Raw genomic sequence first — 25,576 nt, 5'->3', positions numbered from 1 at the left:
AGCGGGCGATGCCCGAGCAGCAGGAGGAGCCCACGGCCGTGACCGCGGGCGAGGAGAACCACGAGGACCCCTGGGCCCTGGCCGGCGCCGACGCCGACGCGCCCGCCGACACCGGCCGCCCGGCCGACGAGCCCGAGGGGAGTGACGCCTGATGGTGGCCTGGCGCAACGCCTACGCCCTGGTCGACCTCCGCGACGAGGTCAACATCAAGTGGCCGAACCGGGACCGCACCAGCGACGGCACGATCGGCGACGCCGCCCACGCCAGCCGATCGTCCGACCACAACCCGTGGGTCATCGACCCCGAGGACAAGATCGGCGTCGTGCGGGCGATCGACATCGACGTCGACGGCATCGACGCCGGGTGGCTGGCCGAGTATCTGCGGCAGCGCGGCCTCACCGGCCACGACGGCCGCACCGGCGACCACCGGCTGATCGGCGGCGGCTACATCATCTACAACCGCCGCATCACGAAGCCCGACTTCTCCGGATGGAGCGTCTACACCGGGTCGAACCCACACACCTCGCACATCCACGTCAGCTTCACCCGCACCGGCGCCTACGACGACCGCGCCCCCTGGGGCATCGCGGGCGGCGGCCCGGCCGCTCCGGCGCCGCCGCCGTCGATGGGCGGGAGCTCGAGCAAGCCGACGATCCGGCGCGGCTCGACCGGTGCCGCGGTGACCCAGCTGCAGCAGACGCTCAACCGCGGCTACCCGGCCTACTCGAAGCTGACCGTCGACGGGGTGTTCGGCGCCAAGACCGAGGCGGTCGTCAAGGAGTTCCAGCGGCGATCCGGCCTGATCGTCGACGGGATCGTCGGGCCCAGGACCTGGGCCCGGCTCGGATACTGAGAGGACTTCTCATGAGCGACAAGCTCACTTCCATCGTCCGGACCATCGTGCCGGGCGCCTGGGCCACGCTGGTGGCGTGGCTGGTCGGGCTCGGGCTGCCGGACGTCGTGACGGGCTGGCTGTCCGGGCTCGGCGGGCGGGTGACCGAGCTGGTCGCCCTGGTGGTCGTGTACGTGTTCGTCCGCTGGGTCGAACCGCGGGTACCGAGCTGGCTGGCCGCGTTGCTGCTCGGCTCATCGAAGGCGCCGACGTACAACCAGCTGACCGTGAGCGCGGCCGACGTGGCGTCGGTGCTGGACACCCTCGCGGCGTACGGCAAGAGCGCCGAGCAGCAAGCTGCGCTCCTCCGCCGCGGCACCTGACGGGTCGAGTGCACGTGAGGCCCCGCGCCGCATCTGTACGGCGCGGGGCCTTCTACGTGCCTTGGTACTTCGGGCGCTTCCGGACGGGCCGGGGAAGACCGGCCGCCTGCCACATCGCGTCCTCGTCGCGGGCCACACGCCATGAGGACTGGGGCGCGCGAGCGCGGTAGCACGCCCAGCACGTGTACTCCACCATGCCGCCGTCGTCCGGGCTCCATCCCTCACGGAACGAGCCCGGCGCGCTGAGGTCGTGGTCGGCGAACGGGCAACGCTCGGGCGGCACCCGGCCGACCGACGGCCGCTTCTCGCCCGGCTCCCACCGCTCGACGCCGATGACCGGCGAGGACACGAACTCGCTCATGTGTTCGATTCTCGTTCGGGACCTGCGTCCCGACCAGACCCAAGCGGGCGATAGTCCAGCACGTATCCGTGCCACGTCATGTGTGCGGCCACGCCGGCGACGCGGTTCACGACGTGGGCCGGGATGTTCGGCACCTCCGGTCGCCACCGGAAGTCGCAGTTCCGGCACCTCGCCCGCCAGTCGTAGCGGCACCGGCCGACGAAGGTGACGTGCAGAGCCTCGACAGGGTGCTCGCACGGCACCTTCAGCGGCGGCTCCTCGGGCTCGTTCAATCGGAACTCCTAGTAGATCTTCTGGCCGCAGCCACCGCAGCAGATCACGCGGAAGATGAAGCCCTCGTGCCAGAACGGCTGGGCCTTCTTGCAGCTGCGCTCGTGCTTCGCAACGAGCCGCTCGACGGAGCCGCGGATCGTCCAGCCCTTCGAGGGGCCGGGCTGGTACCCGTGCCGACATTTCACCGGGCGCCCCTACAGCTTGATCCCGCGCCGTCGCGCGACTCGCGCGCACTTCGTGCAGTAGCCCCAGAAGAACAGCGGGGGCCGCCGCCACTGCCCGGGACGCCCCCGCGCGCCGCACAGCGCGACGACACCGCCGTCCTTCCGGTACTGATCGATCACATGCGCTGGCATCGGCCCTCAGCCCCGCTGCCCGCGGTTCTGCTCGAGCCACTCCTCGGAGCGCTCCTCCCAGCCCGCAGCCTCCATCTCGGCCGCCTCCGCATCGGTCTCCGCGACCACCACGCAATCCCCGCCGACGATCTCGTACCGCGCCATGCCTCTTCGCTCCTTTCGCTACGTTCTGTATTTGCGTTGTGGGTGGATCACCGGGTGACCGCCAGGGTGATCACGGTGAGGTGAGGTGGATCCTCACCAGCCCGATCACCTGGACTGGCCACCCAACATGAACAGCGGAAACGCGAGAATGGTGATCGAGGTGAGCCGGGTGAAAGCCCCCGTCGGGTACCTGATCACGCCGCCCGTTTCCGTCATTGCAGGTCGTCTTCCTGGCCGCGCCCGGCGATCGCCTGGCGGACACGCTCCGTGCGCACCATCGGGTAGCCGCCCTGGCTGCCGCGCTTCACGCCGAGCTGCTCGAGCTGCTCGACGAGCGCCTCCCCGGTCAGCTCCTCGTACGCCGGGTAGCCGGGCGCCAGCTCGCGCAGCCGACGCGGCACGTCCGCCGCCCGCACCGCGGACTCGGTGCCGAGCACGGCGAGCACGTCGTCGAGCAGGTCCCGCGCGGCCGGCCGAGCCGCCGCTGCCGCGCGGAAGGCCTTCGCGCGGTCGGCGATGTCGTAGGCCTGCTCGGTCGAGATGTAGTGGGTCCGGACCGTGGTGTGTGTCGCGCCGTTCGGCAGGTCCATCGACTCGCCGGGCGCGAGGACGACGGTGCCGCGGTCGAGCCCGGCGCGCAGGGCGTGCGGCGCGGCGCCGGTGTCGACGGCGGCTTCGCCGAGGGCCATCTTGGCGATGGACTCGGTGCCGACGTACAGGCTGGCGCGGATCATCGCGCCCTCGCGCACGAGGACGGGCAGGTTGCGGTTCGTCGGGTTCTGCGCGAACTCGAGGAAGTGGATGTTGACCGCGCGGGCCTGGTCGTGCAGGGCCTGCGCGGCGCGCGCGGCGCGAGACTTCTTCCCGTCGCCGCCGATCTCCCCGCCGTCGGGGTGGACGGTGGCGCAGGTGAACAGCTTCTGGATCTCGTCGACGATGATGAACAGCGGCTCGAACCCGGAGCCGGGCAGTGACGAGGCGCGGTCGATGTCGCCCTTGCGGCCCATCGCGCGCCACCGGTCGTAGCGGCGCTGCATCTCCGCGACCGCCCATTCGAGCATGTCGCAGGTCGCGATGAAGTTCTCGTCGCCCGCGCCCTCGATCAGCTCCTCGGCGAGCCCCTCGAACATCGACCAGTCGCCGAAGCCCTTGAGGTCGGCGATCCGGATCCTGGTGCTCGGGTCCAGGCCGAGCCACAGCACCAGCGCGCGGGCCGCGGCGGTCTTGCCCTGCTTCGACAGGCCGGCGAGCAGGAAGTGCTGCTGCAGCAGGTTCAGCTCGACCGGGTCGCCCTTGAGACCGACGCCCCAGGGCATGCGGTCGCGGTAGATGTCGACGGGCCCGAAGTCCGGATCGAGTAGCGGGGACGGTGGCACGTTCTGGTCGAGGGCACCGCTGTCAGCGACCCACAGCGTGAACACGCGCTCGGAGTCCGGGCTGCCCTCGATGTGGACCTCGTGCGCCTTGCGGTCCAGGTTCCCGGCCAGGGTCTCGCGCACCGCGAGGATCTTCTGGGTGGTCATCTGCGGCGGCAGGGTGATCTCGACCTGAGCGCCGGGCCCGCGCCGGTGGATCATCCCGATCATCCGAGCCCCGTGGTCGGGGTCGGCCTCGATCGCCTTCCGCAGGGGCGTGATCCCGAGGTCTCGCAGCGCGGCGGCCACGATGGTCGGGGTGATGTTGACGACCTCGCCGCGCGGCTCGGCCGGGTCCGCCCAGGCCGGCAGGTTCCAGGTCGAGTGCATCCGACCCTGGTTCCACAGGTACAGCAGGCCACCGGCGGTGACGAGGCCGGCGATGAGTCCGAAGTAGGCGACGACCAGCCAGTACGTCCACGTGATCGCGTCGACCACGCGCCCGAGCGGCGCGACGATCAGCCCGGCGTCGCCGGCGTGCACCGCGAGGACGACCCCGAGCACAAGCAGCAGCCCCGCCACGGTGCCGAACGCGATCGCGGCGGACTTCGCCAGCTCCTTCGGCGCGCCGAGGAGGTCCATGCGCCGGTCGTGGCGGCGCTGCTTCGCCTGCTCAGCCTTCGCCTCCCACAGATCAAGCCGGTCGAGGTCCCCGGCCGCCTCCAGCCGGGCGAGGATCCGCTCGTAGCGGCTGTTGCTGCGGGCCTCCCACGCGCGCTTCGCCACCACCGAGGCGCCGGCCACGACGAAGGTGCCGTGCCGGAGGAGGACGCGTCCGGCCGCTCTGGTGCGTTCGTGGGTGGCGACCGTGCGCGCGACGCGGGCCACGGTGACGACGTCCCGCCGGTAGCCGTGCAACCGCTCGACCGCCTTGGCGCGCTGGATCCTGGCGTACTCCTCCGCAGTCAGGAGTTCGCCCTCCAGCACGCTGGTGTCCGTTGGCTCCAGCTCGTCTCCAGCGCGCCGCAGCGGCAGGTGCCGGACCTCCGCGAGCGGCGCCTCGCCGGGCTCCTCGCGGTCGCGCGTCATGCCGAGCCGACCTCGCTGGAGCCAGGGCTGGACCCTGCTGGTGTGCGCCTGGTGTCGGCTGGAGCCAGCATGGCGAAGCCGCACACCACCATGAGCCCGTCGACCCCGAGCGGGCCCACGAGCGCGCCGAGGGGGGCGTAGTTCCAGGACAGCAGGACGTCGTGGATGTGGCCGTAGGAGATGACCGCGCCGACGAGGGCGACCGTCCCGACACCGCCGTATCGCGCGACCAGCCACGAGCGGCCCGCCGGCCAGCGGGTGCGGGACAGCACCTCGACCGCGATGATCAGCAGGACCGGCCACACCGCGGCGCCGAGCTGGGTGTCCAGGCGAGGGGTCCAGTCCGGGCCGGCGTCTTCGGGCGGGATCCGGGCCGCCAAGACGTTCGCGGCGATCGACACCACCGAGCCGACGATGAACCCGCACCACGCGACCGCCTTGCCACCCCGCGGCCGGGTGCTGCTGGAGTCCGGACGGGTGCTGGAGTTCGGCTGGCGCGCTGGTTCTCCGGCTGGATCCAGCTCGCCAGCGAGCTCGGCTCCCCGCTCCGAGCTGGCCTCGGCGACCGGTGCGGCAGCTGGCCGATCCGCCGTGTCTTCGTCGGCGGCCGGCCACCCTTGCGCCTCGTCCGGAGTGACTGGCGGCTCGCTGGATCCAGCCGGACTGCCGTCTCCAGCTCGCCGCGCCAGCTCCTCCAGGGCGCGCCGGACCCAGTACTCGTTCAGCCCGGTCCGTTCGATCAGCGTCGGCCGCCCGGGCGCCTTCTTGCCCTCCTTGGTGGCCTGCTGGATCTCCTCCTGGACCAGCTGGACGGCGTCCTCCAGCTCCATCACGGGGGCGCTCACCGCGCATCACCACCGGTCGGGCGCAGTTCATGCACGGCCCACAGCACGGCCGCGAGCGCGGCGGCCAAGGCGAACCACGGCGACACGAACACGGCCAGCGCCGTCGGCACGGCCACGCCGCTCAGCTCGAGCAGGTGGTAGCCGACCCACGCCACCGCCCTCGTCGTGCGGGTGGGGCCGGGCGCCGCCGCGGGGCGGGTGACGAGCTGCCCGCGTGGCTGCAGGACGGCATCGGGCGAGTTCGGGGTCGGGACGGGGTCAGGCGTAGACATTGCAGGATTCCTTGGCGGGTGCGGTCGGATCGGCGAAGAACTGGTTCACCGGCTTCACAGGCACGGTGGTGGCGAGCCGGGCGACTGAGCGGTCCACCCGCCGCGCCGCGAACTCGATGACGCGCGCGACGACCACGAACGGGAGCCGCAGCAGGTGCAGCAACAGGAACAGGTTGAGCGCCGCGACGACCTTGATCAGCGCCCAGGTGCCCTTCGTCTGGAGCACGTCGAACAGAGACATCGCGACCTCCTCGTCAGGTGCTGGCCACCGCTTCGCGCCGATCACTTCGGCCGGTACTTGTCGGATGCGGGGCAGGACGGGTTCTGGCAGCTACCGGCGGAGATCGGCTGCTTGCAGCTCACGCAGGGCATTCGTGCCTCCTGGGTTTCGGTGGGGGCGGGGCCCGGCCGGCGCGTGGGGTGGTTCCTTGGGGAGGCGCGCCGGCCGGGGGCTTGGGAGGCCCGCGCTCAACCCCAATGGGGGCGGTGGGGGAGCGCGGGCCGGTCACCGACGCGGCAACGCCGGGACCTGGTCGGTGAGGTACCCGTCGAGGACGGGTGCGTCGATCTGGTCGGCACGGGCGCGGAGGGCTGCGGCGAGCTGGTCGTTCGCGGTCGCAACGGCGCGCAGCATCTCGGGGCCGGGGACCGCTTCGAAGCTGCCGACCTGGCCGTAGACGCTGACCAGGGTGGCGAGCCTTTTCCCGAGAGCGTGCATGGCGTGCACCAGCTCCTCGTCGGTGGGTTCGTGGCTCACGAGCCCGCTCCCTTCTCCACGTAGACGACGATGCGTGCGCAGCACGGACACCACGGGCCGCTGTTGTAGGCGTTGGCGACCTGCTCGCGCAGGTGTTTCTCCGGGTTCGGCTTGTTCAGCTCGCACACCGGCGAGACGAAGGTCAGCCGCGGGTCGCCGAGCTCGCGGGCGAGGTAGCGGTGACGGTGCCCGTCGGTGTACTCGCGGGCCAGCAGCTCATTCCGGTCGTTCATCGCTCGGCTCCCTGGTGAGCGGCTTCGCAGCCCTGACAGACGCTGATCGGGGACTTGCGCCGCTCGCGGGCGACGACGTAGCTGGCGCCGCACAGCAGCTGCACGACCGTTCCCGCCCGGGGCTTGCGGTGCAGGCGGGTGCGGTGCTTGTAGCCGCCGACGACCGGCCGGTACGACGGCAGCAGGAACCACAGGCGCGCGCTCATGGCCGCTTCCGATCGAGGGCGTACTTCACGGCCATCGCCTCACGCACGTTGTCGATGTGCTCATCGGCGCTCTGCAGACCGGGGAGGAACACGCGAGCTCCGCCGCCGACCTGGAAGAACACCCGGACGTCGACGACACCAGCAACGACGCGGGTCGTTGCGCCGGCCTTGGTCCGCGCCGCGGTCGGGAACGGAAGCTCGCCGCGTGTGGTGTTCGTGCCGCGCTGGCGGCGCATGGCTTCGATCGCCGCCTCGCGCACGTTGTTGATGTGCTCGCCACCCGATTCGAGCCCGGGCAGGATCACCTCGTCGGCGCCGTCGATCTGAAACGCGAGCTGCGCGCCGCCTTGCGTGTCGATGACCCCGGCGGCGACCTGAGTGGCGTCCCCTGACTCCGTCACGGCTGCGGTGAGGAGTTTCGTGACCCATCCTTGGCCGCTCACCGGTCACCTCCAGTAGTAAAGTGCTGGCCGGAGCGGATGTTTCCAACCGTCTCCGTTGTTACCGGTTCAATGGAAACACGCGGAAACAGATCACGCAACTGCGGCCTCAGGGGTCGTGCCTTCAGCCGTTGACGTGCCATATGCTGTTCGCCGTGGCTGGAAACAAGACGGCGAAGCGGCACGCGCTCGGAACCGCGCTCACGAACCTGCGCACCGAGAACGGCCTGACGCTGCGCGCCCTCGCCGAGAAGGCCGGCTACGAACATGCCGGCACGCTCAGCCGCTGGGAGAAGGGCGAGCGGACCCCGCACGTCGACGACGTGAAGCGTCTCCTTGACGCCCTGGGCGTGCAGGGCGAGCGCCGTGAGGAGGTCATCGCTCTCGCCGACGGGACCGACGAGCCGCGATGGCTCGCGATCACGCTCCCCGAGCAGCGCGCGATGCTGTCGGCCCTGATCGACTTTCAGGACGCGGCCAAGCACATCGTCGCCGTCTCGCCCCTGCTCATCCCCGGACTCCTGCAGAGCAGCGACTACATCCGCGCGTTGATGATCGAGGGCGGCGTCCCAGCCGACGAACTCGGAACCCGAGTCGCGGTGCGCGTGGGTCGCCGCGACGTCATCACTCGCCGCAATCCCGCGAACCTGACCGCGATCATCGGCGAAGCCGCGCTGCGCCAGGTCATCGGAAGCCGCCAGATCATGGCCGGTCAGCTGCGCTACCTCAACGAGCTCGGCGCGCTGCCGAACGTCGAAATCCGCGTGCTGCCATTCGACAGCGGCTGGCACCCGGCCCTTGAAGGTCCGTTCACGCTGATCGAGGGCGAGCAGCCCGTCGTGAACCTGGAGAACCGCCGGTCGGGCCTGTTCCTGCACGAAGAGGCCGACCTTGAGCTGTACCGGGACGCCGTGCGCTTCATGCTCGGCGGCGAGAGCGAGCGCAAGCGCGGCGAGCCGGGACAGGGGAGGAAGGTGGCGATGAGCCCGGCCGCATCCGCCGAGCTCATCGCCGAAATCGCCAACGAGATGGAGACGACGGCATGAGCATAGAGCAGACCCACGACATCCCCGAGGGATTCCGAAAGTCCAGTTTCAGCACCAACAACGACAACTGCGTGTACGTGCGTGACCTGCCCGGGGGCGGCCGGGTGGTCCTGGACAGCAAGACCGGCGTGACTCAGGCCTACACCAAGGGCGAATGGGACGCGTTCATCGCGGGAGTGAAGGCCGGCGAGTTCGACTGAACCCGCGCCACGAGGAGGCCCCGGCGTCGCAGTAGGACGCCGGGGCCTTCTGTCGCTCGATGCTGGTGGCCGCGCCTAGGATCTCCGCTCGCGCAGTACGGCCTTCACGACGAGCCAAGCCACGCCGACGGCGAGACCGATCCACAGCACCGTGTTGTTGGTGTGCGTCGGGCTGTGCGGGTCGGCCTGCGTGGTCTGGATGACCACCGAGAAGACCCCAACCGCGATGAGCACGAGCGCCGCGTACCCGAGCACCCGCGTGTACCTGTTCGATATCCCCGGCTTGTTCGCCATTACCGGAACCCGTCCCTTCCTGATCAGCTCAGGTGTCGTGTGCGACGGCCCTGACGTTTCCCGCTGTCGCGTGCTGTGGTCGAACCGTTACAGCCGGGTTGAGCCGCGGGAAGAGTGACGGTGTCGCCGTCACGACGACCGCCACGGCGACGTCGAGTGCCGCGTAGACGACCGCACGAAGTCTGCACATGACTGCTCGACCGGCGGGTTCAGGCGGGGCGTCGCTCATCGCGGCTCGCATTCGACGACCGTGGTCCGCTGGTGGCCGGGGATCTCGCAGCGCGGGGCGGCCGGCTCCGGACCGAGCGCGGACAGGGCGGTGATCAGGATGACGGCGGCGATCGCGGCGGCCGCGGCGAGAGCGCGTCTCATCGGCAGTCCCCGACGCAGCGGACGATGACCGATCCGTCGTGCCCGTGGTCGCTCGGCGCGAGAGGAGCGTCGAACGCGTGGCCGCCGGACGTGACCTGGAGTGCGACGGCTGTCACGGCCGCCACGATCGGAACGAGAACCAGTAGGGCCAAGATCCGCCTGGGCGTGAACGTTGGCTGTAGGTGGTCTGCCATGTCTGCCCCATCTCTGCCCCACATTCGGGGGCAGTCGGGCAGGTCAATGGCTACTTGTCTGGGACCTTCCTGGTGTGACCGGCATCGGGATCGCCTTCTCGGCCGCGCGGCTCACCTCCTCCCAGGCAGCCCAGCCGTCCAGGCGCTGCCGCGTGAGGTCCTGCGCCAGGTCGTAGACCATGCTGCCGAGCAGCAGGCGCAGCGGCGGATCCTCGCTGTCCACGAGTTTCAGCAGCGCCTCGGCGGCCAGCGCCGGATCGCTGTCGACCGATCCCTCGGACCACTGCCGCTCCAGTTCCTGCCGCAGCGGTGCGTACTCGTCGACCGGCGACGCCATCGCGGGTGCGGTGTAGAGGTCGGTCCAGTAGCCGCCGGGCTGCACGATGCTGACCTTGACGCCGAACGTGGCCGCCTCCCGCGCCAGCGCTTCGCTCATGCCCTCCAGGGCGAACTTGCTCGCGCTGTAGAGACCGGTCATCGGGAACCCGCCCAGCGCGGCGATGCTCGAAATCTGCAGGATGCGGCCGGACTGCCGGCGCCGCATCACCGGTAGCACGGCCTGGCTCACCCAGAGCGCGCCGAAGAAGTTCGTCTCCAGTGCGGCTCTGGCCTGGTCCTCGGTGAACTCCTCGACCATGCCCATGGTCAGCGTGCCCGCGTTGTTGACCACGACATCGAGCTGGCCGAAGTGGTCGATGGCCTGCTCGACGGCCCGGAACACGTCATCGCGCCGGGTGACGTCGAGCTGGATGGGCAGCAGCCGGTCGGTCGCCTCGGCGGTGATGGTGCGGGAGGCCGCGACCACCCGGTCACCGCGATCGAGGGCGGCTTCGGTGAAGGCGCGACCGAGGCCGCGGCTCGCACCGGTGATGAACCAGACGCGGGAAGGGGAGGTGGTGGTCATCTGGGGCTCCTTTCGTTGTGAGACGAACCGTAGCGTCTCGGTTTCCGAGCTGTCAAGACGGACCGTCTCGTCTTGAGTTGTGGTAGTCTCGGAACGTGCCAGATGCGAGTCGTCGCAACGAGAGCTCGCGGCAGGCGATCCTGGCTGCCGCGTTCGAATTGGTGGGTGAAGTCGGGTACGCGAAGCTGAGCATCGAAGGGATCGCCGCGCGGGCGGGCGTCGGGAAGCAGACGATCTACCGCTGGTGGCCCTCGAAGGGGGCGGTGCTGCTGGACGCGTTCCTGATGCTGTCCGAAGGGGACGGTAGCGGGCTGCCGGACACCGGCGACCTGGAGGCGGACCTGAAGACGGTGCTGCGCGCGACGGTCCAGGAGCTGACCGACGAGCGCTTCGACCTCACGATGCGCGCGCTCAGCTCGGAGATCATGCACGATCCGGAGCTGGCGCGGATGTACTCGGAGCGGCTCGACGAGCCGGTGCGGGAGCTGAAGAAGGAACGGCTGCGCAAGGCGGTGGAAGCCGGGCAGCTGTCCGATGTGGACCTGGACGTGGCGGTGGACGTGATCTGGGGGCCGGTGACGGTGCGCTGGATGCAGCGCGGGCCGCTCACGGTGGAGTTCGCGGACCAGGTGGTGGAGACGGCGTTGTCCGGGTTGCGCCCCTGACCTGACGCGGTTGCGGGGAAGGGGTTTGCGGGGAACGCCGTGCGGTGGTGGCGGTCGCTTTGAGGGGTGCGAGGTCGTATCTGGTGGTGGAGACGGCGTTGTCTGGGTTGGCCCTGACGCGACGGGGGTGCGGGGCGGGGAACGCCTTGCGGTGGTGGTGGTCGCTTTGAGGGGTGCCAGGTCGGATTGGGTAGTGGAGATAGCGTTGTCCGGGTTGCGGCCCTGACGCGACGGGGGGTGCTGGGGAAGGGGTTGCGCGGTCGTGGTCGCTCTGAGGGGTGGGCGCGAGGAGGATCGGCGGTGGGTATCGCAGGGTGGGGGCGCGGAGGCGTGACACTGACGCGATGGGCCCTTTCGGAGGGGCTGCCGCAGCGGTGCGTCATGCCCGCCTTGCTGAAGGGTGGATTTGCGTGAGGTGTCGCAGACGCGCGAGCCGGCTGGGGGTGACGCGTCGAGGTCCGTTCGCGGGCTCCGGAGAGCCCGCGAACGGGAACGCCTCAGTTCTTCGCCGCTACGGCTTGTTCGAAGAAGTCCGCCAGTTGCCGCCCGTAGGACTCCAGGTCCAGGGCCGGGTTTTCGGTGTAGGCCTGGATCGCGCCGTCGATGCTCTGCGCGATCGTGCGGGCCGCGACCTCCGGTGAGAACTCACCGAAGGCGCCTTCCCGCTGCCCCTGGGACAGCAGCCGCTCGATGCGGCCCGTCCGGAAACCGCTCAGCAGCGGGCCCGCCACCGGCCAGCCGTCCGGGTCGTCCGCGTTCGCGGCCACCTCGCGCAGCACCCGGACGCACTCGGGGTGGTCGCGGACGAACGTGACCTCCGTTTCGATCAGCGCGCGCAGCATCGCGGCCCGGTCGGTCGTGTCGCCGGCCCGCTCCTCCAGGTACCGGTCCCGGATGCTCAGCGCCGTCGTCACCACCGCCTGCATCAGCCCCGCCTTCGTGCCGAAGTGGTAGCCGATCAACCGCGTGCTGCTCAGGCCCGCGCGCTCCTTGATGCGTGCGAACGACGTCCGGCGGTACCCCAGTTCCGAGATCGTCGCCAGGGTCGCCGCGATGATCTGCGAACGGCGCGCCTCCTCGGCCGGGCTCAGGCCCAGGTCCGGCTGCACCTCATTGATTACCTGCATGAGTAAAAAGTTACTCGCCCGAGTAACAAGGCGCAACCGGATTACTTGAGCAGCGTGTCGACCAGCTCGGTCGTCCAGCTGGGATCCGCGGGCTGACCTGCGAAGATCGCCCGGTAGTACAGCGGCCCGAGCAGGACGTCCGCGGCGTGCGCGGTCTCCGGCGCGGTCCCGCCACGGGAACGTTCGCGATCGAGGATCGCCGTGAGCTGAGCGTGCCGGTCCGCGGTGCACGCGCAGCCGCCGTCCGGGCCGGAACCGATCGCGGCCCGCATGATCGCCAGCACGTCCGGGTCGGCCAGGTCGGTCGCCACGTCGGACGCCCACCGCCGCAGGTCCTCGCGCAGCGAACCGGTGTCCGGCACGACGATGTCGCCACTGAACCGGCTGCTCGCCACGTCCGCCATCAACTCCGCGACCGACCCCCACCGCCGGTACAGGGTGGTCGGGTGAACGCCCGCGCGCGTCGCGATCAACGGCAGCGTCAGCGCCTCCGCGGGGTGCTCGGCCAGGAACTCCACGACGGCGCGGTGCACGGCGGCGCGCACCCGCGCGGACCGGCCGCCGGGACGGGTTGTGCTGGTGGTGACGGACATGGAGAAATTATCGCATCGATCGTTGCGTTTGCGCTATGGTCGTCCTAACGCATCGATCTTTGCTTTTCCGAGGAGTGCTGATGTCGAGTTCCCCCGCCGTCGCCGTCGCGGTCCGTCCGAGAGCCCGGTTGCCGCACCCGATGGCGTTCACGGCGGTCGCGGTGATCTTCGTGCTGTTCATGGCCGCCTCCAGCGTCCCGTCCCCGCTCTACGTCGTCTACCAGCAGGAATGGGGCTTCTCGTCGATGACGCTCACCGTGGTCTTCGCGGTGTACGTCCTGGGGTTGATCGCGTCGCTGCTGGTCGTCGGCGCACTGTCGGACCACGTCGGGCGGCGGCCGGTGCTGGCCGCGGCGATCGTCGGGGAAGCCGTCTCGCTCGTGTTGTTCCTGGTCGCCGGGGACGTCTCCGCGCTGTTCGCGGCGCGCGTCGTGCAGGGCGTCGCCACCGGTGCGGCCATGTCCGTGCTCGGCGCGACGCTGGTCGACCTGAACCCGCCGCACGCGCCCGGTCGCGCCGGCGTGATCAGCAGCGTCGCCCCGACGAGCGGGCTCGCCCTCGGCGCTCTGGGTTGCGGCGCGCTCGTCCAGTTCGCGCCCGCCCCGACGCACCTCGTCTACGCGCTCCTGCTCGCCGGCATGGTCGTCGCGCTGTTGCTGACCGCCGGCCTGCCCGAGACCTCCGCCCGTCGCCCCGGCGCGCTGGCCTCGCTCACCCCGCGGCTCGGTGTCCCGGCGCGGCTGCGGCCGGACCTGTTCGCGCTGGTGCCGATTCTGATCTCCAGCTGGGCGCTCGGCGGCCTGTACCTGTCGCTCGGGCCGTCGGTGGCGGCCGGGCTGTTCGGGCTGTCCAACCACCTCGTCGGCGGGCTCGTCGTGACCCTGCTGTGCGGGACGGGCGCGCTGACCTCGCTGGTGCTGCGCACGGCCCCGGTCGGCGTGGTGCTGCAGGCCGGCGCCGCGTTGCTGGCGACCGGCATGGGCATCACCCTGGCGGGTGTGCTGGCGGACTTGGTCGTGCTCGCCGTCGCCGGGACCGTCGTGTCCGGGATCGGGTTCGGGGCCTCGGCGCTGGCCAGTTTCGGCACGCTCGCGCGCCTGGCCGCGCCCGCCGAACGGGGCGAGCTGTTCGCGGTGGTCTACGTCGTGTCCTACCTCGCGTTCAGCATCCCGGCGGTGATCGCGGGCTTCGCGGCGACTTCGGCCGGGTTGCGGCCGACCGCGATCGTCTACGGGTTCGCCGTGGGCGGGCTGGCCGTGCTCGCGGTGATCGCCCAGTCGGTGCGCGCCGCGCGGAGGTGATCGCGTGGTCAGGGGTCGACCAGCTCGAACTCCAGCCTCTGCGGCGCGTTGTGTTCACGGTCTTCCCGTGCGGCGCTCTCGAAGATCTCGACGATTTTGGCGAAGTTCGCTTCGCCGAGCGCGGCGCGACTCGTGGACGCGTGTAGCCAGCGGACCCGCACGGGTCGCTCGACGTCCCGGCTGAGGCGGTCCCAGGTTCCACCCGCCCAGTGTTGCGCAATCCGGACAAGAGGGTTATGTTCACTCCGGTGATACCCCCTAGGGGTATTGAACGGAGGAAACGAGATGGACCACTCGACGCACCAGCACGCGGGGCACGCGGAACACGCCGCGCACCGGCCGCCCGCCACCTGGGCCGCCGCGGCGCAGGCCACCCTGCACTGCCTCACCGGCTGCGCCATCGGCGAGGTGCTCGGCATGGTCATCGGCACCGCGCTCGGGCTGCACGGCGTCGCCACCGTGGCCCTCGCCGTCGCGCTCGCGTTCGTCTTCGGGTACGCGCTCACCATGCGCGGGGTGCTGAAGACGGGCGTGCCCTTCCGGGCCGCGCTGAAGGTCGCGCTGGCCGCCGACACGATCTCGATCACCGTGATGGAGATCGTGGACAACCTCATCATGGTCAGCGTGCCGGGCGCGATGGACGCGGGCGCGGGCAGCTGGCTGTTCTGGGGCGCGCTGGCGTTCTCGCTGGCCGTGGCGTTCGTGCTGACCTGGCCGGTGAACAAGTGGATGATCGGGCGCGGCAAGGGGCACGCGGTCGTCCACCAGTACCACCACTGACTGCGCCGGGCGGCCCTGTCGGCCGCCCGGCCGGTCGTGTTGTCTTGATCCCGTGGGCGGGCGGAAGATCGACCGCGGCCCGGCCGGGGACGGCTGCCCGGTGCGGCGCGGCCCGGACGGGACCTGGCGGGTGACGGGCTACGAGCAGGCCCGCGCGGTGCTGCGCAGCGGCGGCACCGTGCAGGCCGGCCTCGGCATCGAGACGGTCGACAGACTGCCGGCGCGGTTCCGCCGCCCCGTGCTCTACCGCGACGGCCCGGAACACCGCGAACACCGCCGCCAAACGGCCCGCTTCTTCACGCCCCGCCGCGTCAGCGAGCACTACCGCGACCTGATGGCCCGCATCGCCGACGAGCAACTGGCGCGGCTGACCCGCACCGGGCACGCCGAACTGCCCGACCTGGCCTTCGGCCTCGCGATCGGCGTCGCGTCCGAGGTCGTCGGCCTCACCGAGAGCAGGCCGGGCATCCAGCGCCGGCTGGACCGGTTCTTCCCCGAGGAGTTCGGGCGGCCCGGCTTCACCAGCCTGACCGGGATCCGCTGGTTCTTCCGCCAGATGCGCAACTGGCTCGCCATCTACGTCGCCGACGTCCGCCCGGCCGTGCGCGCCCGGCGCCACCACCGCCGCGACGACCTCATCTCGCACCTGCTCGACGAGGGCTGCTCGGCGGGCGAAATCCTCGGCGAGTGCCTCACCTTCGCCGCCGCGGGCATGGTCACCACCCGCGAGTTCGTGTCCGTCGCGGCCTGGCACCTGTTCACCGACGACGCCCTGCGCGCCCGCTACCGCGAAGCGGACGAGGACGAGCGGATCGCCCTCCTGCACGAGATCCTGCGCACCGAACCTGTCATTGGCGGGCTCAAACGGCGCACCACCGCGCCGCTCCGGCTCGACGAGGACACGATCCCGGCCGGTGAGCTCGTCGAGGTGCGGATCGACGCGGCCAACCTCGAGCCGTGCGAGGCGCCGGGCCTGTCCTTCGGCGACGGCGCGCACAAGTGCCCCGGCGCGCACGTCGCGATCCTGGAGACCGACGTCTTCCTCAGCCGCCTGTTCGCCCTGCCCGGCCTGCGCATGGTGAGCCCGCCGCGGGTCACCATCAAAGCCGAGATCGACAGCTACGAATTGCGGAATCTGGTCGTGGCGGTCGCCACACCGGACTAGCATCCGCGCTCGTGGCGGACACCGACATCTCCTTCCGAGCCGACCGGATCGACCCGGCCGTGGTCGCGCGGCAGGCCGAGATCCTCGACCTGCAGGCCGCGACGCCGGGCGTGCGGCGGTTGCGTGCGTGGGCGCACGATGCCCTGGCCGTCCGGCCGGGCGAGCGCGCGCTGGAAATCGGCTGCGGCACCGGCTCCGAGGTGCAGGTGCTCGCGGCCGCGGCGGGGCCGGAGGGCGAGGCCGTCGGGCTCGATCCCAACGAAGCCATGCTCGCGCTCGCCAGGGAACGGGCCGCCGGATCGGCCGCGCGGTTCGTGCCCGGCGACGTCTCCGCCTTGCCCTTCGCCGACGCGACCTTCGACGCCGTGCTGTGCGAGCGCGTCTTCCAGCACCTGACCGACCCGGCCGGCGCGGTCGCCGAGATCGTGCGGGTCCTGCGTCCCGGTGGACGCGTCGCGCTGATCGACACCGACTGGGCCACCGGCATCATCCACCCCGGCGACCCGGACACCGTCCGGGCCGTGCTGGCCGGGATGCTCACGCAGACCGCCGAACCCGCCGCAGGCCGCAAGCTCGCGGGCTGGCTCAGCGCGGCCGGGCTGACGATCGCCGACCGCGGCTCACAGGCCCTGATCTCCGACCACGAATCGGTCCGCGACACGCTGCTGCCGATGATGGTCCAGCACGCCGTGGGCAACGGCGTGGTCACCCGCGAGCAGGGCGACCGGCTGCTCGCCGAGCTCGCCGACGGCGCCGCGCGCGGGGACTTCCACCTGTCCGTGACGATGTTCGGCGTGCTCGCTCAGCGTCCCTGAACCTCCCGCCAGGCGGCGAGGATCGCGGCCACGCTGCGGTCGACGTCGGCCTCCGTGGTGCGCCAGTTCGACACCGAGACGCGCATCAGCCGCCTGCCCTGCCAGACCGTGCCGCCCATCCAGCACTCGCCGGACCGCTGCACCGCCTCCAGCACCTGCGGCGTGTCGTCGCCGAAGCCGACGAGGACCTGGTTGAGGACGACGTCGTTGACCACCTCGGCCCCGCCCTCGGACAGCCGCGCGGCGAACCGGCGCGCGAGGGCGCAGGACCGCTCGACGAGTTCCGCGACGCCCGCGCGGCCCAGCTGCCGCAGCGCCGCCCACGTGGTGAAGCCGCGGGCGCGGCGTGAGGAGTCGGGCACGAAGTCGCCGGGGGAGCGCAGCGCCTCCGGCCGGTCGCCGACGAGGTAGGCGGCGGTGTAGGAGGTCGCGGCCGCGTGCGCGGCGGGGTGCGCGCAGAACGCGTAGCCGCTGTCGTAGGGCACGTTGAGCCACTTGTGGCCGTCGGTCGCCCAGGAATCGGCCTCCGCCACGCCTTCGGTGAGGTGCCGCAACCGCGGGCTCGCCGCCGCCCACAACCCGAACGCTCCGTCGACGTGCACCCACGCCCCGCGCGCGTGGGCGGCCGCGATCGCGGTGCGGAAGTCGTCGAACGCGCCGGTGTTGACCTCGCCTGCCTGCAGGCACACGATCGTCGGCGCATCCGATGTGGACAGTGCGCCGGCCAGCGCGGCGACGTCGATCGAGCCGGACGGGGCGGTCGGCACCTCGGCGAGCGCGTCGGTGCCGAAGCCGAGCAGGCGCAGGGCCCGGTCGATCGTCGCGTGCCGTCCGCTGCCCGCGACGATCCGCACCCGCGGCGCGCCGTGCAGGCCCTGCCGCTCGACGTCCCAGCCGTGGCGTTCCAGCACGGCGTGCCGCGCGGCGGCCAGGCCCACCGTGTTGCCGCCCTGCGCACCCGTCACGAACCCGAACGACGCCGTGGGCGGCAGGCCGAGCAGGTCCTTCAGCCACCCGCCCGCGACCTCCTCGACCAGCGCGGCGGCGGGTGAGGTGAGCGCGTTGAAGCCGTTCTGGTCCCACGCCGTGGTCAGCACGTCGGCCGCCGCCGCGGCCTCCAGCGAACCACCGGTGACGAAGCCGAAGTACCGCGGACCGGCGCTCGCGACCAGCGCGGGCTCGACGGCCTCACGCAGCTGGTCGAGCACGGCCGCGGGGTCGGTGGGCCCGTCCGGCAGCTCGCCGAGCGCGGCGCGGACCGCGTCCGGGTCCAGGTCGCGGGGGAACACCGGGCGCTCGTCCAGCCCGGCGCGGAAGTCCCGGCCCAGCGCCGCGGCGCGGGGGAGTAGGTCGTCGGCCACGCGACGATCGTAGTTTCACCCAGCGGCGGCGCGGTGCAGGCTGAGGACGCCGTCGCGGGGACCGGTCGCCGTCCACGCGCCCGAGTCCGCCGTCCAGGCCACGCCGTCGAACGTGACGCCGTCCAGGCCGAAGCGGGTGGCGTTGGCGACCAGCCAGGTCGCGAACGCCCAGCCCTCGGCTGCCGGGTGCGGCCCGCTCAGCACCGCGGTGCCCAGCTCGGCCCTGGCGACCGCCACGATGTCCGCTTCGGGCGCGCCCGGGGAGAGGTTCGCGCAGGTCAGCGCGCCCGGCTTGGCCCCGGTCAGCGCTCCCGCCGTCGCCGCCGCCTCGGTCTCCCACTGCGCGTAGGCCTCCGGGAACGCCGACCGCTGCACCAGCTGCGCCGCCTGCGTCACCGTCAGGTCCGCCCAGCCGGGCTGCTCCCGCAGCCGCTCGTAGAACGCCGTCGCCGCGTACACCGGGTCGGTGACCTCTTCGTAGGCGCCCCACCCCTGGCTGGGGCGCTGCTGGAACAGGCCGGCCGAATCCCGGTCGCCGCCGGGCAGGTTCCGCAGCCGCGACTCCTGGATCGCGGTGGCCAGCGCGACCGTGACCGCGTGGTCCGGCATGCCGAGGCGATCGCCGACGGCGGCGATCGTAGCCGCGTTGCGGGCCTGTTCGACCGTCAGGTCGAAGGACGAGCCGTCGGCGGCGGTCACCGTGCACCCCGGCTTGGGCGCCGGCCGCCCGGTGAGCGCGATCCACGCGACGACCCCGCCTACCACGACCACGGCGAGGACGAGGGCCAGCAGCGCCCCGCGACTGCTCCGCATGCTCCCCTCCTCCCCGGACCTCCCGCCAGTTCAGACGCACGAGGCCGCCGCTGGTTCGTCGTACCCGCTCGCGACCCCGGAAAACGGCGTCCGCGTTACCCGGAAGAGGTGCGAAATCGGGTGCGATACCGTTCGGTGCCGAACCTCCACCCGCGCACGAAGGATTTGATCATGGGAGAGAGCTCCCCGAAGGTCACGGTCGTCGTCCCGACCTACAACGAGCGGGACAACCTGCCCAAGCTCGTCGGCCAGCTGACCGGCCTCGGGCTGCCCGGCCTGCACGTGCTCGTGGTGGACGACAACTCGCCGGACGGCACCGGCGACGTGGCCGACAAGCTGGCGACCGAGCACCCGGACCACATCGGCGTGCTGCACCGGACCGAAAAGGACGGTCTCGGCCGCGCCTACGTCGCCGGCATCAGCCGGGCGCTCGACGAGGGCGCGGACATCGTGATCCAGATGGACGCCGACCTGTCCCACCCGGTCGAGGCCGTGCCGCGCATGATCGACAAGCTCGCCACCTCGGACGCCGCCGTGGTGCTCGGATCCCGTTACGTGGCAGGCGGTTCGCTCGCGGGCGAGTGGGGGTGGCACCGCAAGGCGCTGTCGGCGTGGGCGAACTTCTACGTCAACGCCATCCTGCGGCTGCACGTCAAGGACGCGACCGCCGGGTTCAAGGCGTGGCGCGCGGAGACGTTGCGGCGCATCGACATCGCCACGATCCGCAGCAACGGCTACGCGTTCCAGGTCGAGATGAACTACCGCACCGTGAAGCAGGGGATGCGGATCGCCGAGATCCCGATCCGGTTCGAGGAGCGCGCCGACGGCGTGTCGAAGATGAGCCTCGCGGTGCAGCTGGAGTCGGCGCTGATGCCGTGGAAGCTGCTGTTCGGCCGTAAGCTGAGCTAAACGAACCTTCACAATCTTTCACTTGTTCTGACGTGTCCGCGGTCGCACGCTGGTGGTGTGATCAAGACGTGGGTGCGGATGGGCGTGCTCGCCCTGCTGTGGGGGTCGGCGTTCCTGTGGATCAAGCTCGCGCTGCGCGGGTTCACGCCGATCGAGATCGCGGTGTTGCGGAGCGTGCTCGGCGCCGCCGTGCTGTTCGTCCTGGCCCGGATCGCGGGGCAGCGGATGCCGCGCGGGCGGGCGATGTGGGGGCGGCTGGTCATTGCCGCGTTCTTCTGCAACGCGGTGCCGTTCGCGTTGTTCAGCATCGGTGAGCAGACCGTCGACTCCGGCATCGCCGGGGTGCTCAACGCGACCACTCCACTGTGGTCACTGCTCATCGGGCTGGTGCTGGGCGCCGAACGCGGGATCCACCCGGCGCGGCTCGGCGGGCTGCTGCTCGGCTTCGCCGGGGTGTTGCTGATCTTCGCGCCGTGGCAGCGGGCCGGGCTGTTCGGGTGGGGAGCGCTGGCGCTGGTGGGCGCGGCGGCGAGTTACGCGATCGCGTTCGCTTACATGGCACGGAAACTGGCCGGGACGGGCGGCCCCGTCGCGATCTCGGCCGCGCAACTGGCCGTCGCGTCCGGCCTGGCCTCGCTCGCGCTGCCCCTGGAGGGCGCCCGGCCGGGGTTCGACGGCCTGGCGGTGCTCGCGGTCGTCCTGCTCGGCGTGTTCGGCACCGGGATCACCTTCTACCTCAACTACCGGCTCATCGAGGACGAGGGCCCTACCGGCGCGGCCGTCGTCGGGTACCTGCTGCCGGTCGTGTCGGTCGCGCTCGGGGCCGTCGTCCTCGGCGAGCCGGTGACGCCGCGGGTCGTGGCCGGGATGCTGGTGGTGCTGGCCGGGGTCGGCCTGACGCGCACGAAGCCGCGGCGCGTACGCGTGGCGGCGTAGGCGCAGGTCGCGCTCTGCGCCGGATGCCCCGGGACGTCCGTTTTCGCGACAGTCGAGGGCATGAGACTCAAAGCTGGAGGACGGAAGGCGTGGCTCGCGACGCACATCATCTCGGCCGGCGCGTGGATCGGGATCGACGTGGTGCTGGCGGTGCTGGTGTTCACCGCGATGCTGACGGACGATCCGGCGCTCGCCGCGGTGTGCTACCAGGCGCTGCGGCTGTTCGCGGTGTGGCCGCTGCTGGTGGCCGGACTGGTGTGCCTTGGCAGCGGCGTGATGCTGGGGCTGGGCAGCCGGTACGGGCTGGTGCGGTACTGGTGGGTGGCGATCAAGCTGGTGCTCAACCTCGCCATGGTGACGCTGGCGGTGGTGTCGCTGCGCCCGGGCGTCGGCGAAGCCGCGGCCTACGGTGAGTCGCTGCTGGCCGGCCTGCCCGGGACGGCGCCGGACCTGGTGTTCCCGCCGATCGTGTCACCGGCGTGCCTGCTGGCGGCGGTGCTGTTGTCGATCTACAAGCCAGGTGGGCGCATCCGGCGGACCGGTTCCAGGATCAGCGTGCGCGGCACGCCGTCCAACGCCGGCGCGTTCTCCCGCGACGACCAGACCTCCCGCTCCAGGAAGGCGAGGAACGCCTCCGCGTCGGGCACCGAGCCGAACTCCAGGTCGACCACCACGTAGTGGGGATCGCCGACGGGGCGGGACACGTGGTGACCGCGCACGCCGGCCCGGCTGCGCGCCTCGGCGAACCGGTCGAACGCCGCCTGCCACAGCGGGAAATCCACAATCGAGTGTTCGATGTGCAAGATGGCCATGATTCCTCCTCGCCACGCTTGCGACGGTAGGAATTCCGCGTCGTGGCGCACATCCCAGCTTCCTGGGGTCTTAGACTCGACCACGTGGACGCGAGAGCGGTGCGGCTGCGCGTGCTCGGCGAGATCCGGCGCAGGGTCGGCTTCGACGCCTACGCCTGGCCGCTGACCGACCCGGAGACCGCGGTCGGCACCGCCCCGCTCGCCGACGTCCCATGCCTGCCGGAGCTGCCCCGCCTGATCCGGCTCAAGTACCTCACCCCGGTCAACCGCTGGACGGCCCTGCGCCCCGGCGCCGTCGCGACCCTGCACACCGCGACCGGCGGCAACCCCGCCCGCAGCCTGCTCTGGCGCGAGATGCTCAACCGGCACGGCGTCGCCGACGTCGCGTCGGTGGTGTTCGCCGACCGGTTCGGAGTCTGGGCGTTCCTCGACCTGTGGCGGTCCCGGCCCTTCACCGACGCCGAGACCCGGACGCTGACCCGGATCCTCGAGCCGGTCACCGCCGAGCTGCGCCGGGCGCAGGCGGAGACCTTCGTCGCGCGCGATGGCCTCCCCGCCCGGTCCGGGCCGGTCGTGCTGCTGCTGTCGCCGGACCTCGACGTCCTCGGCCACACCCCGGACACCGCCGAGTACCTGCGCGTCCTCGTCCCGCCCGGCGACGGGCAGGCGCCGGTCCCGGCCGGCGCCTACAACGTCGCCGCCCAGCTCCTCGCGAACGAGGCCGGCGTCGACGGCCACCGCCCGGCGGCCCGGGTGCACCTCGCCGACGGGCGGTGGGTCACGCTGCGCGCCGCGCGGATCGTCCGCGACATCGCCGTCACGATCGAGGAGTCCGCGCCCGCCGAGCGGGTCGGCCTGTTCGGCCGGGCGTTCGGGCTCAGCACCCGCGAGCGGGAACTGCTCGAACACCTCGCCCACGGCAGCGACACGCGGGACCTCGCCCGCCGGATGTTCCTGTCCGAGCACACCGTCCAGGACCACCTGAAGTCGATCTTCGGCAAGACCTCGGTGCGCAACCGGCGGACCCTGCTGGCGCGGGCACTGGGCGGCTGATCGAAAAGCCGCGAAACCGTCGGTCATCGGTGGTATGAAGGCGAAGTGACCGACGATGCCTTCGCCGACCTCGACGCCTACGTCCGCCTCCCGCGGCTGTCGGGGCTGGTGCTCTCCCCGGACGGCCGCCGACTCGTCGTCGGCGTGGCGACGCCCGACCTGAAGAAGAACCGCTACACCACGGCGCTGTGGGAAGTGGACCCCGACGGCGAGCGCCCGGCGCGGCGGCTGACCCGCAGCGCCGAAGGCGAGTCCGGCGCCGCCTTCACCCCGTCCGGCGACCTGCTGTTCGTCTCGGCCCGGCCCGACTCCGAGGCCGAAGGCGAGGACGGCCCCAAGAGCGCGCTGTGGCTGCAGCCCGCGTCCGGCGGGGACGCCCGCGTGATCGCGGCGCCGGCCGGCGGTGTGCGCGGGGTCGCGGTGGCCGCGGAGGCCGGCACGGTGCTGGCCGGGGCGCCGATGATGCCCTCGGCCACGAGCGCCGACCACGACGCCGAGATCCGCAAGGCCCGCAAGGACGCCGGGGTGTCGGCGATCCTGCACGAGGAGTACCCCATCCGCTTCTGGGACCACGACCTCGGCCCCGACCGCACCCGGCTGGTCGTCGCCGACGGGGTGCCTGCGGGGGAGGAGCGGCTGGAGCTGCGTGACCTCACCGGGCACGCGGGGCGTGCGCTGACCGACGAGGCAGCGTGGGACGTCTCGCCGGACGGGCGCACCGTCGTCACCACCTGGACGGTTCCCGAAGCGGGCGGCTCGCAGCGGCCCACCGTCGTCGCCATCGACGTCGCCACCGGTGAGCGCCGCGTGCTGGCCGACGACGTGGACCACGAGTACGAATCGCCGCGGATCTCGCCGGACGGCACGCAGGTCGCGGTCGCCGTCTACCGGCGCTCGACCCCGCACGAGCCGGGCGACTACTGGCTCGCGCTCGTCCCGCTCGCCGGCGGCGAACTCCGGCCGCTGACCCAGAGCTGGGACCGCTGGCCGCACTCGCCGCGGTGGCTGCCGGACGGTTCGGCGCTCGTCGTCGGCGCCGACGACCAGGGCCGGGCGCCGCTGTGGAAGGTCGACGCCGCAACCGGCGATGTCACCCGGCTGACCGCCGATGACGGCGCCTACAGCGAGCCGCGGATCTCCCCGGACGGGCAGTGGGTGTACGCGCTGCGTTCGGCCGTCGACCACCCGCCCGCCCCGGTGCGGATCGCCCTCGACGGCGGCGCCATCGAGCCGCTGCCCGGGCCCGCCGAGGCGCTCGGCCTCGACGCCGAGATCCCCGGACGGCTCGACGAGGTCACCGCCACCGCCGAGGACGGCACGCCGCTGCGGGCGTGGCTCGCGCTCCCGCGGGACGCCGGCCCCGGCTCGCCGGCGCCGCTGCTGCTGTGGATCCACGGCGGGCCGCTCGGCTCGTGGAACGCCTGGCAGTGGCGGTGGAACCCGTGGCTCGCCGTGGCGCAGGGCTACGCCGTCCTGCTGCCCGACCCGGCGATCTCCACGGGGTACGGGTACGACTTCATCAAGCGCGGCTGGGGCGCGTGGGGCGCGGCGCCGTTCACCGACCTGATGGCGCTCACCGACGCCGCGGAGCAGCACGCGGCGGTCGACGAGACCCGCACGGCGGCGATGGGCGGGTCGTTCGGCGGCTACATGGCCAACTGGGTCGCCGGGCACACCGACCGGTTCCAGGCGATCGTCACGCACGCCTCGCTGTGGGCGCTGGACCAGTTCGGGCCGACGACCGACGCGACCTACTACTGGCAGCGCGAGCTCACCCCGGAGATGGCGGAGGCGAACTCGCCGCACCGCTTCGCCGACGAGATCACCACGCCGATGCTCGTCATCCACGGCGACAAGGACTACCGCGTCCCGATCGGCGAGGGGCTGCGGCTGTGGTGGGACCTGGTGTCCCGCTCGGCCGCCGAGGACGGCTCGACACCGCACAAGTTCCTCTACTTCCCGGACGAGAACCACTGGATCCTGACCCCGCACCACGCGAAGCTCTGGTACGGCACGGTGTTCGCGTTCCTCGCGCAGCACGTGCTGGGCAAGGACTGGGAACGGCCGGACCTGCTGGGCTGACGGTTAGACGCCGCCGGAGCGGGAAAGTCCTCCCTCGTCATCGTCACCGGCGAGGGAGGACCCGTGTTCCGACACACCAAGTTCCTGCAGTTCGAGGCGAAGCCGGAGCGTCCGGACCCGTATTTCGCGCGCAAGCTGCAGGAGCTGATCGGCGGGGCCTACGGCGAGATGACGGTGACGATGCAGTACCTGTTCCAGGGCTGGAACTGCCGCGTCGAGGGCAAGTACAAAGACCTGATCATGGACACGGCGACCGAGGAGATCGGTCACGTGGAGATGCTGGCCACGATGGTCGCCCGCCTGCTGGAGGGCGCGCCGGCGACGGCGACGGCGGAGGCGGCCAAGGACCCGGTGATGGCGGCGGTGCTGGGCGGGATGGATCCGCAGCAGGCGATTGTGTCGGGTGGCGGGGCGGTTCCCGCGGATGCGAATGGCACCCCGTGGGACGGCAAGTACATCGTGGCTTCGGGGAACCTGCTGGCGGATTTCCGGGCCAACGCGGCGGCCGAGGCTCAGGGCCGGCTGCAGACCGCCCGGTTGTACAACATGACCGACGACCCGGGCGTGAAGGAGATGCTGAAGTTCAACCTGGCCCGGGACACCGTGCA

Annotated in this window: 36 protein-coding genes; 16 read left to right on the top strand and 20 right to left on the bottom strand. The window is 71.7% G+C overall.

Translation table 11 applies throughout. The annotated features are described in order from the left end of the window. The first annotated feature begins 8 nt into the window (after positions 1 to 8). Genes ABZ215_RS13475 through ABZ215_RS13465 form a run of 3 tightly spaced genes read left to right on the top strand, consistent with a single transcriptional unit; the run spans position 9 to position 1,215 of the window. A complete protein-coding gene (locus tag ABZ215_RS13475) occupies positions 9 to 152 on the top strand; it encodes a hypothetical protein (RefSeq protein WP_354949687.1) in 144 nt (47 codons plus the stop codon). Beyond that, positions 152 to 853 (top strand): peptidoglycan-binding domain-containing protein, encoded by a 702-nt coding sequence (locus ABZ215_RS13470; RefSeq protein ID WP_354949686.1) that lies wholly within the window; start codon positions 152 to 154, stop codon positions 851 to 853. The genes ABZ215_RS13475 and ABZ215_RS13470 overlap by 1 nt, the downstream gene beginning before the upstream one ends. A gap of 11 nt (positions 854 to 864) precedes the next feature. Beyond that, positions 865 to 1,215: a hypothetical protein gene (locus ABZ215_RS13465; RefSeq protein WP_354949685.1), complete on the top strand. Its 351-nt coding sequence runs from the start codon at positions 865 to 867 to the stop codon at positions 1,213 to 1,215. Between the two features lie 52 nt (positions 1,216 to 1,267). Here ABZ215_RS13465 and ABZ215_RS13460 read toward each other — a convergent pair whose 3' ends face one another. From ABZ215_RS13460 to ABZ215_RS13405, 12 genes are all read right to left on the bottom strand, one after another. Then, the gene (locus tag ABZ215_RS13460) at positions 1,268 to 1,576 is read right to left on the bottom strand and encodes a hypothetical protein (RefSeq protein ID WP_354949684.1); all 309 of its coding nucleotides are present in this window, start codon (positions 1,574 to 1,576) and stop codon (positions 1,268 to 1,270) included. A gap of 281 nt (positions 1,577 to 1,857) precedes the next feature. Beyond that, complete coding sequence (locus ABZ215_RS13455) at positions 1,858 to 2,034, bottom strand: hypothetical protein (RefSeq protein ID WP_354949683.1); 177 nt, start codon at positions 2,032 to 2,034, stop codon at positions 1,858 to 1,860. Between the two features lie 9 nt (positions 2,035 to 2,043). Then, positions 2,044 to 2,205 carry a hypothetical protein gene (locus ABZ215_RS13450; protein ID WP_354949682.1) on the bottom strand — a complete coding sequence of 54 codons (162 nt, stop codon included), beginning with the start codon at positions 2,203 to 2,205 and terminating at the stop codon, positions 2,044 to 2,046. 6 nt (positions 2,206 to 2,211) lie between these two features. Continuing rightward, complete coding sequence (locus ABZ215_RS13445) at positions 2,212 to 2,349, bottom strand: hypothetical protein (RefSeq protein ID WP_354949681.1); 138 nt, start codon at positions 2,347 to 2,349, stop codon at positions 2,212 to 2,214. 212 nt (positions 2,350 to 2,561) lie between these two features. Next, positions 2,562 to 4,793, bottom strand: a complete 2,232-nt coding sequence (locus tag ABZ215_RS13440; protein ID WP_354949680.1) for an ATP-binding protein — start codon at positions 4,791 to 4,793, stop codon at positions 2,562 to 2,564. Continuing rightward, entirely contained in the window at positions 4,790 to 5,638 is an 849-nt protein-coding gene (locus tag ABZ215_RS13435) for a DUF2637 domain-containing protein (RefSeq protein WP_354949679.1), read from the bottom strand. The genes ABZ215_RS13440 and ABZ215_RS13435 overlap by 4 nt, the downstream gene beginning before the upstream one ends. Then, positions 5,635 to 5,910 carry a hypothetical protein gene (locus ABZ215_RS13430; RefSeq protein ID WP_354949678.1) on the bottom strand — a complete coding sequence of 92 codons (276 nt, stop codon included), beginning with the start codon at positions 5,908 to 5,910 and terminating at the stop codon, positions 5,635 to 5,637. The genes ABZ215_RS13435 and ABZ215_RS13430 overlap by 4 nt, the downstream gene beginning before the upstream one ends. Next, positions 5,897 to 6,151, bottom strand: a complete 255-nt coding sequence (locus ABZ215_RS13425) for a hypothetical protein (RefSeq protein ID WP_354949677.1) — start codon at positions 6,149 to 6,151, stop codon at positions 5,897 to 5,899. The genes ABZ215_RS13430 and ABZ215_RS13425 overlap by 14 nt, the downstream gene beginning before the upstream one ends. Before the next feature lie 264 nt (positions 6,152 to 6,415). Beyond that, entirely contained in the window at positions 6,416 to 6,667 is a 252-nt protein-coding gene (locus tag ABZ215_RS13420; protein WP_354949676.1) for a hypothetical protein, read from the bottom strand. Further along, positions 6,664 to 6,900 carry a hypothetical protein gene (locus tag ABZ215_RS13415; protein ID WP_354949675.1) on the bottom strand — a complete coding sequence of 79 codons (237 nt, stop codon included), beginning with the start codon at positions 6,898 to 6,900 and terminating at the stop codon, positions 6,664 to 6,666. Before ABZ215_RS13415 ends, ABZ215_RS13420 begins: the two co-directional genes overlap by 4 nt. Beyond that, positions 6,897 to 7,106: a DUF3039 domain-containing protein gene (locus ABZ215_RS13410; protein ID WP_354949674.1), complete on the bottom strand. Its 210-nt coding sequence runs from the start codon at positions 7,104 to 7,106 to the stop codon at positions 6,897 to 6,899. The genes ABZ215_RS13415 and ABZ215_RS13410 overlap by 4 nt, the downstream gene beginning before the upstream one ends. Beyond that, complete coding sequence (locus tag ABZ215_RS13405) at positions 7,103 to 7,507, bottom strand: hypothetical protein (RefSeq protein WP_354949673.1); 405 nt, start codon at positions 7,505 to 7,507, stop codon at positions 7,103 to 7,105. The genes ABZ215_RS13410 and ABZ215_RS13405 overlap by 4 nt, the downstream gene beginning before the upstream one ends. A gap of 182 nt (positions 7,508 to 7,689) precedes the next feature. On the opposite strand from ABZ215_RS13405, the gene ABZ215_RS13400 reads away from it, so the two are divergent. Together ABZ215_RS13400 and ABZ215_RS13395 are read left to right on the top strand one after the other, a co-directional pair. Then, positions 7,690 to 8,592, top strand: coding sequence for a helix-turn-helix transcriptional regulator (locus ABZ215_RS13400; protein WP_354949672.1), 903 nt, complete (start codon positions 7,690 to 7,692; stop codon positions 8,590 to 8,592). Continuing rightward, positions 8,589 to 8,792: a DUF397 domain-containing protein gene (locus ABZ215_RS13395; protein ID WP_354949671.1), complete on the top strand. Its 204-nt coding sequence runs from the start codon at positions 8,589 to 8,591 to the stop codon at positions 8,790 to 8,792. The genes ABZ215_RS13400 and ABZ215_RS13395 overlap by 4 nt, the downstream gene beginning before the upstream one ends. 75 nt (positions 8,793 to 8,867) lie before the next feature. Here the strand turns inward: ABZ215_RS13395 and ABZ215_RS13390 are convergent, their stop codons facing one another. From ABZ215_RS13390 to ABZ215_RS13380, 3 genes are all read right to left on the bottom strand, one after another. Next, on the bottom strand, positions 8,868 to 9,086 hold the full coding sequence (locus ABZ215_RS13390) for a hypothetical protein (protein ID WP_354949670.1): 219 nt from the start codon (positions 9,084 to 9,086) through the stop codon (positions 8,868 to 8,870). Between the two features lie 225 nt (positions 9,087 to 9,311). Then, complete coding sequence (locus ABZ215_RS13385; RefSeq protein WP_354949669.1) at positions 9,312 to 9,458, bottom strand: hypothetical protein; 147 nt, start codon at positions 9,456 to 9,458, stop codon at positions 9,312 to 9,314. 237 nt (positions 9,459 to 9,695) lie between these two features. Further along, on the bottom strand, positions 9,696 to 10,556 hold the full coding sequence (locus ABZ215_RS13380; RefSeq protein ID WP_354949668.1) for an SDR family NAD(P)-dependent oxidoreductase: 861 nt from the start codon (positions 10,554 to 10,556) through the stop codon (positions 9,696 to 9,698). 140 nt (positions 10,557 to 10,696) lie between these two features. Between ABZ215_RS13380 and ABZ215_RS13375 the strand changes: the two genes are divergently transcribed. Continuing rightward, positions 10,697 to 11,221, top strand: a complete 525-nt coding sequence (locus ABZ215_RS13375) for a TetR/AcrR family transcriptional regulator (protein WP_084506224.1) — start codon at positions 10,697 to 10,699, stop codon at positions 11,219 to 11,221. 497 nt (positions 11,222 to 11,718) lie between these two features. Here ABZ215_RS13375 and ABZ215_RS13370 read toward each other — a convergent pair whose 3' ends face one another. After that, the gene (locus ABZ215_RS13370; RefSeq protein WP_027936608.1) at positions 11,719 to 12,348 is read right to left on the bottom strand and encodes a TetR/AcrR family transcriptional regulator; all 630 of its coding nucleotides are present in this window, start codon (positions 12,346 to 12,348) and stop codon (positions 11,719 to 11,721) included. Positions 12,349 to 12,389: 41 nt separating this feature from the next. Continuing rightward, positions 12,390 to 12,941 carry a TetR/AcrR family transcriptional regulator gene (locus tag ABZ215_RS13365; RefSeq protein ID WP_354949667.1) on the bottom strand — a complete coding sequence of 184 codons (552 nt, stop codon included), beginning with the start codon at positions 12,939 to 12,941 and terminating at the stop codon, positions 12,390 to 12,392. 80 nt (positions 12,942 to 13,021) lie between these two features. On the opposite strand from ABZ215_RS13365, the gene ABZ215_RS13360 reads away from it, so the two are divergent. After that, on the top strand, positions 13,022 to 14,242 hold the full coding sequence (locus ABZ215_RS13360) for an MFS transporter (RefSeq protein WP_354949666.1): 1,221 nt from the start codon (positions 13,022 to 13,024) through the stop codon (positions 14,240 to 14,242). 8 nt (positions 14,243 to 14,250) lie between these two features. Here ABZ215_RS13360 and ABZ215_RS13355 read toward each other — a convergent pair whose 3' ends face one another. Continuing rightward, complete coding sequence (locus ABZ215_RS13355) at positions 14,251 to 14,403, bottom strand: hypothetical protein (protein ID WP_354710687.1); 153 nt, start codon at positions 14,401 to 14,403, stop codon at positions 14,251 to 14,253. A gap of 124 nt (positions 14,404 to 14,527) precedes the next feature. Between ABZ215_RS13355 and ABZ215_RS13350 the strand changes: the two genes are divergently transcribed. Genes ABZ215_RS13350 through ABZ215_RS13340 form a run of 3 tightly spaced genes read left to right on the top strand, consistent with a single transcriptional unit; the run spans position 14,528 to position 17,002 of the window. Then, entirely contained in the window at positions 14,528 to 15,022 is a 495-nt protein-coding gene (locus ABZ215_RS13350; RefSeq protein ID WP_354949665.1) for a DUF4396 domain-containing protein, read from the top strand. A 52-nt stretch (positions 15,023 to 15,074) separates the two neighbouring features. Next, positions 15,075 to 16,187, top strand: coding sequence for a cytochrome P450 (locus ABZ215_RS13345; RefSeq protein WP_354949664.1), 1,113 nt, complete (start codon positions 15,075 to 15,077; stop codon positions 16,185 to 16,187). Positions 16,188 to 16,198: 11 nt separating this feature from the next. Continuing rightward, on the top strand, positions 16,199 to 17,002 hold the full coding sequence (locus ABZ215_RS13340; protein ID WP_020422936.1) for a methyltransferase domain-containing protein: 804 nt from the start codon (positions 16,199 to 16,201) through the stop codon (positions 17,000 to 17,002). Here ABZ215_RS13340 and ABZ215_RS13335 read toward each other — a convergent pair. After that, positions 16,990 to 18,363, bottom strand: a complete 1,374-nt coding sequence (locus ABZ215_RS13335; protein ID WP_354949663.1) for an aminotransferase class V-fold PLP-dependent enzyme — start codon at positions 18,361 to 18,363, stop codon at positions 16,990 to 16,992. The two genes, ABZ215_RS13340 and ABZ215_RS13335, sit on opposite strands and share 13 nt — an antisense overlap. A gap of 15 nt (positions 18,364 to 18,378) precedes the next feature. Continuing rightward, positions 18,379 to 19,176, bottom strand: coding sequence for a hypothetical protein (locus ABZ215_RS13330; RefSeq protein WP_020422934.1), 798 nt, complete (start codon positions 19,174 to 19,176; stop codon positions 18,379 to 18,381). Positions 19,177 to 19,347: 171 nt separating this feature from the next. Here ABZ215_RS13330 and ABZ215_RS13325 point away from each other — a divergent pair, with 171 nt between their 5' ends. The 6 genes from ABZ215_RS13325 to ABZ215_RS13300 form a co-directional block, all read left to right on the top strand. After that, on the top strand, positions 19,348 to 20,085 hold the full coding sequence (locus ABZ215_RS13325) for a polyprenol monophosphomannose synthase (RefSeq protein WP_020422933.1): 738 nt from the start codon (positions 19,348 to 19,350) through the stop codon (positions 20,083 to 20,085). Between the two features lie 78 nt (positions 20,086 to 20,163). Next, entirely contained in the window at positions 20,164 to 21,021 is an 858-nt protein-coding gene (locus ABZ215_RS13320) for a DMT family transporter (RefSeq protein ID WP_039792044.1), read from the top strand. Between the two features lie 60 nt (positions 21,022 to 21,081). After that, complete coding sequence (locus ABZ215_RS13315) at positions 21,082 to 21,699, top strand: hypothetical protein (protein WP_020422931.1); 618 nt, start codon at positions 21,082 to 21,084, stop codon at positions 21,697 to 21,699. A 218-nt stretch (positions 21,700 to 21,917) separates the two neighbouring features. After that, positions 21,918 to 22,886: a helix-turn-helix transcriptional regulator gene (locus tag ABZ215_RS13310; RefSeq protein WP_202961491.1), complete on the top strand. Its 969-nt coding sequence runs from the start codon at positions 21,918 to 21,920 to the stop codon at positions 22,884 to 22,886. 45 nt (positions 22,887 to 22,931) lie between these two features. Further along, the gene (locus ABZ215_RS13305; protein WP_354949662.1) at positions 22,932 to 24,968 is read left to right on the top strand and encodes an alpha/beta fold hydrolase; all 2,037 of its coding nucleotides are present in this window, start codon (positions 22,932 to 22,934) and stop codon (positions 24,966 to 24,968) included. 63 nt (positions 24,969 to 25,031) lie between these two features. After that, positions 25,032 to 25,576: manganese catalase family protein (locus tag ABZ215_RS13300; protein ID WP_354949661.1), on the top strand; the 545-nt coding region annotated here is incomplete at its 3' end.

Origin of the sequence: Amycolatopsis sp. NPDC006131 (assembly GCF_040614175.1) — a bacterium.
GTDB lineage: Bacteria > Actinomycetota > Actinomycetes > Mycobacteriales > Pseudonocardiaceae > Amycolatopsis_E > Amycolatopsis_E tucumanensis.
Note: the sequence above shows the minus strand (reverse complement) of the source record. Positions and strands in the feature narration are given on the sequence as shown.

Coding starts and splice junctions, on each gene's coding strand:
- ABZ215_RS13475 (WP_354949687.1), top strand. CDS start 9: ATGCCCGAGCAGCAGGAGGAGCCCACGGCCGTGACCGCGGGCGAGGAG.
- ABZ215_RS13470 (WP_354949686.1), top strand. CDS start 152: ATGGTGGCCTGGCGCAACGCCTACGCCCTGGTCGACCTCCGCGACGAG.
- ABZ215_RS13465 (WP_354949685.1), top strand. CDS start 865: ATGAGCGACAAGCTCACTTCCATCGTCCGGACCATCGTGCCGGGCGCC.
- ABZ215_RS13460 (WP_354949684.1), bottom strand. CDS start 1,576: ATGAGCGAGTTCGTGTCCTCGCCGGTCATCGGCGTCGAGCGGTGGGAG.
- ABZ215_RS13450 (WP_354949682.1), bottom strand. CDS start 2,205: ATGCCAGCGCATGTGATCGATCAGTACCGGAAGGACGGCGGTGTCGTC.
- ABZ215_RS13445 (WP_354949681.1), bottom strand. CDS start 2,349: ATGGCGCGGTACGAGATCGTCGGCGGGGATTGCGTGGTGGTCGCGGAG.
- ABZ215_RS13440 (WP_354949680.1), bottom strand. CDS start 4,793: ATGACGCGCGACCGCGAGGAGCCCGGCGAGGCGCCGCTCGCGGAGGTC.
- ABZ215_RS13430 (WP_354949678.1), bottom strand. CDS start 5,910: ATGTCTACGCCTGACCCCGTCCCGACCCCGAACTCGCCCGATGCCGTC.
- ABZ215_RS13425 (WP_354949677.1), bottom strand. CDS start 6,151: ATGTCTCTGTTCGACGTGCTCCAGACGAAGGGCACCTGGGCGCTGATC.
- ABZ215_RS13415 (WP_354949675.1), bottom strand. CDS start 6,900: ATGAACGACCGGAATGAGCTGCTGGCCCGCGAGTACACCGACGGGCAC.
- ABZ215_RS13410 (WP_354949674.1), bottom strand. CDS start 7,106: ATGAGCGCGCGCCTGTGGTTCCTGCTGCCGTCGTACCGGCCGGTCGTC.
- ABZ215_RS13400 (WP_354949672.1), top strand. CDS start 7,690: ATGCTGTTCGCCGTGGCTGGAAACAAGACGGCGAAGCGGCACGCGCTC.
- ABZ215_RS13395 (WP_354949671.1), top strand. CDS start 8,589: ATGAGCATAGAGCAGACCCACGACATCCCCGAGGGATTCCGAAAGTCC.
- ABZ215_RS13390 (WP_354949670.1), bottom strand. CDS start 9,086: ATGGCGAACAAGCCGGGGATATCGAACAGGTACACGCGGGTGCTCGGG.
- ABZ215_RS13385 (WP_354949669.1), bottom strand. CDS start 9,458: ATGAGACGCGCTCTCGCCGCGGCCGCCGCGATCGCCGCCGTCATCCTG.
- ABZ215_RS13380 (WP_354949668.1), bottom strand. CDS start 10,556: ATGACCACCACCTCCCCTTCCCGCGTCTGGTTCATCACCGGTGCGAGC.
- ABZ215_RS13370 (WP_027936608.1), bottom strand. CDS start 12,348: ATGCAGGTAATCAATGAGGTGCAGCCGGACCTGGGCCTGAGCCCGGCC.
- ABZ215_RS13365 (WP_354949667.1), bottom strand. CDS start 12,941: ATGTCCGTCACCACCAGCACAACCCGTCCCGGCGGCCGGTCCGCGCGG.
- ABZ215_RS13360 (WP_354949666.1), top strand. CDS start 13,022: ATGTCGAGTTCCCCCGCCGTCGCCGTCGCGGTCCGTCCGAGAGCCCGG.
- ABZ215_RS13350 (WP_354949665.1), top strand. CDS start 14,528: ATGGACCACTCGACGCACCAGCACGCGGGGCACGCGGAACACGCCGCG.
- ABZ215_RS13330 (WP_020422934.1), bottom strand. CDS start 19,176: ATGCGGAGCAGTCGCGGGGCGCTGCTGGCCCTCGTCCTCGCCGTGGTC.
- ABZ215_RS13325 (WP_020422933.1), top strand. CDS start 19,348: ATGGGAGAGAGCTCCCCGAAGGTCACGGTCGTCGTCCCGACCTACAAC.
- ABZ215_RS13320 (WP_039792044.1), top strand. CDS start 20,164: ATGGGCGTGCTCGCCCTGCTGTGGGGGTCGGCGTTCCTGTGGATCAAG.
- ABZ215_RS13315 (WP_020422931.1), top strand. CDS start 21,082: ATGAGACTCAAAGCTGGAGGACGGAAGGCGTGGCTCGCGACGCACATC.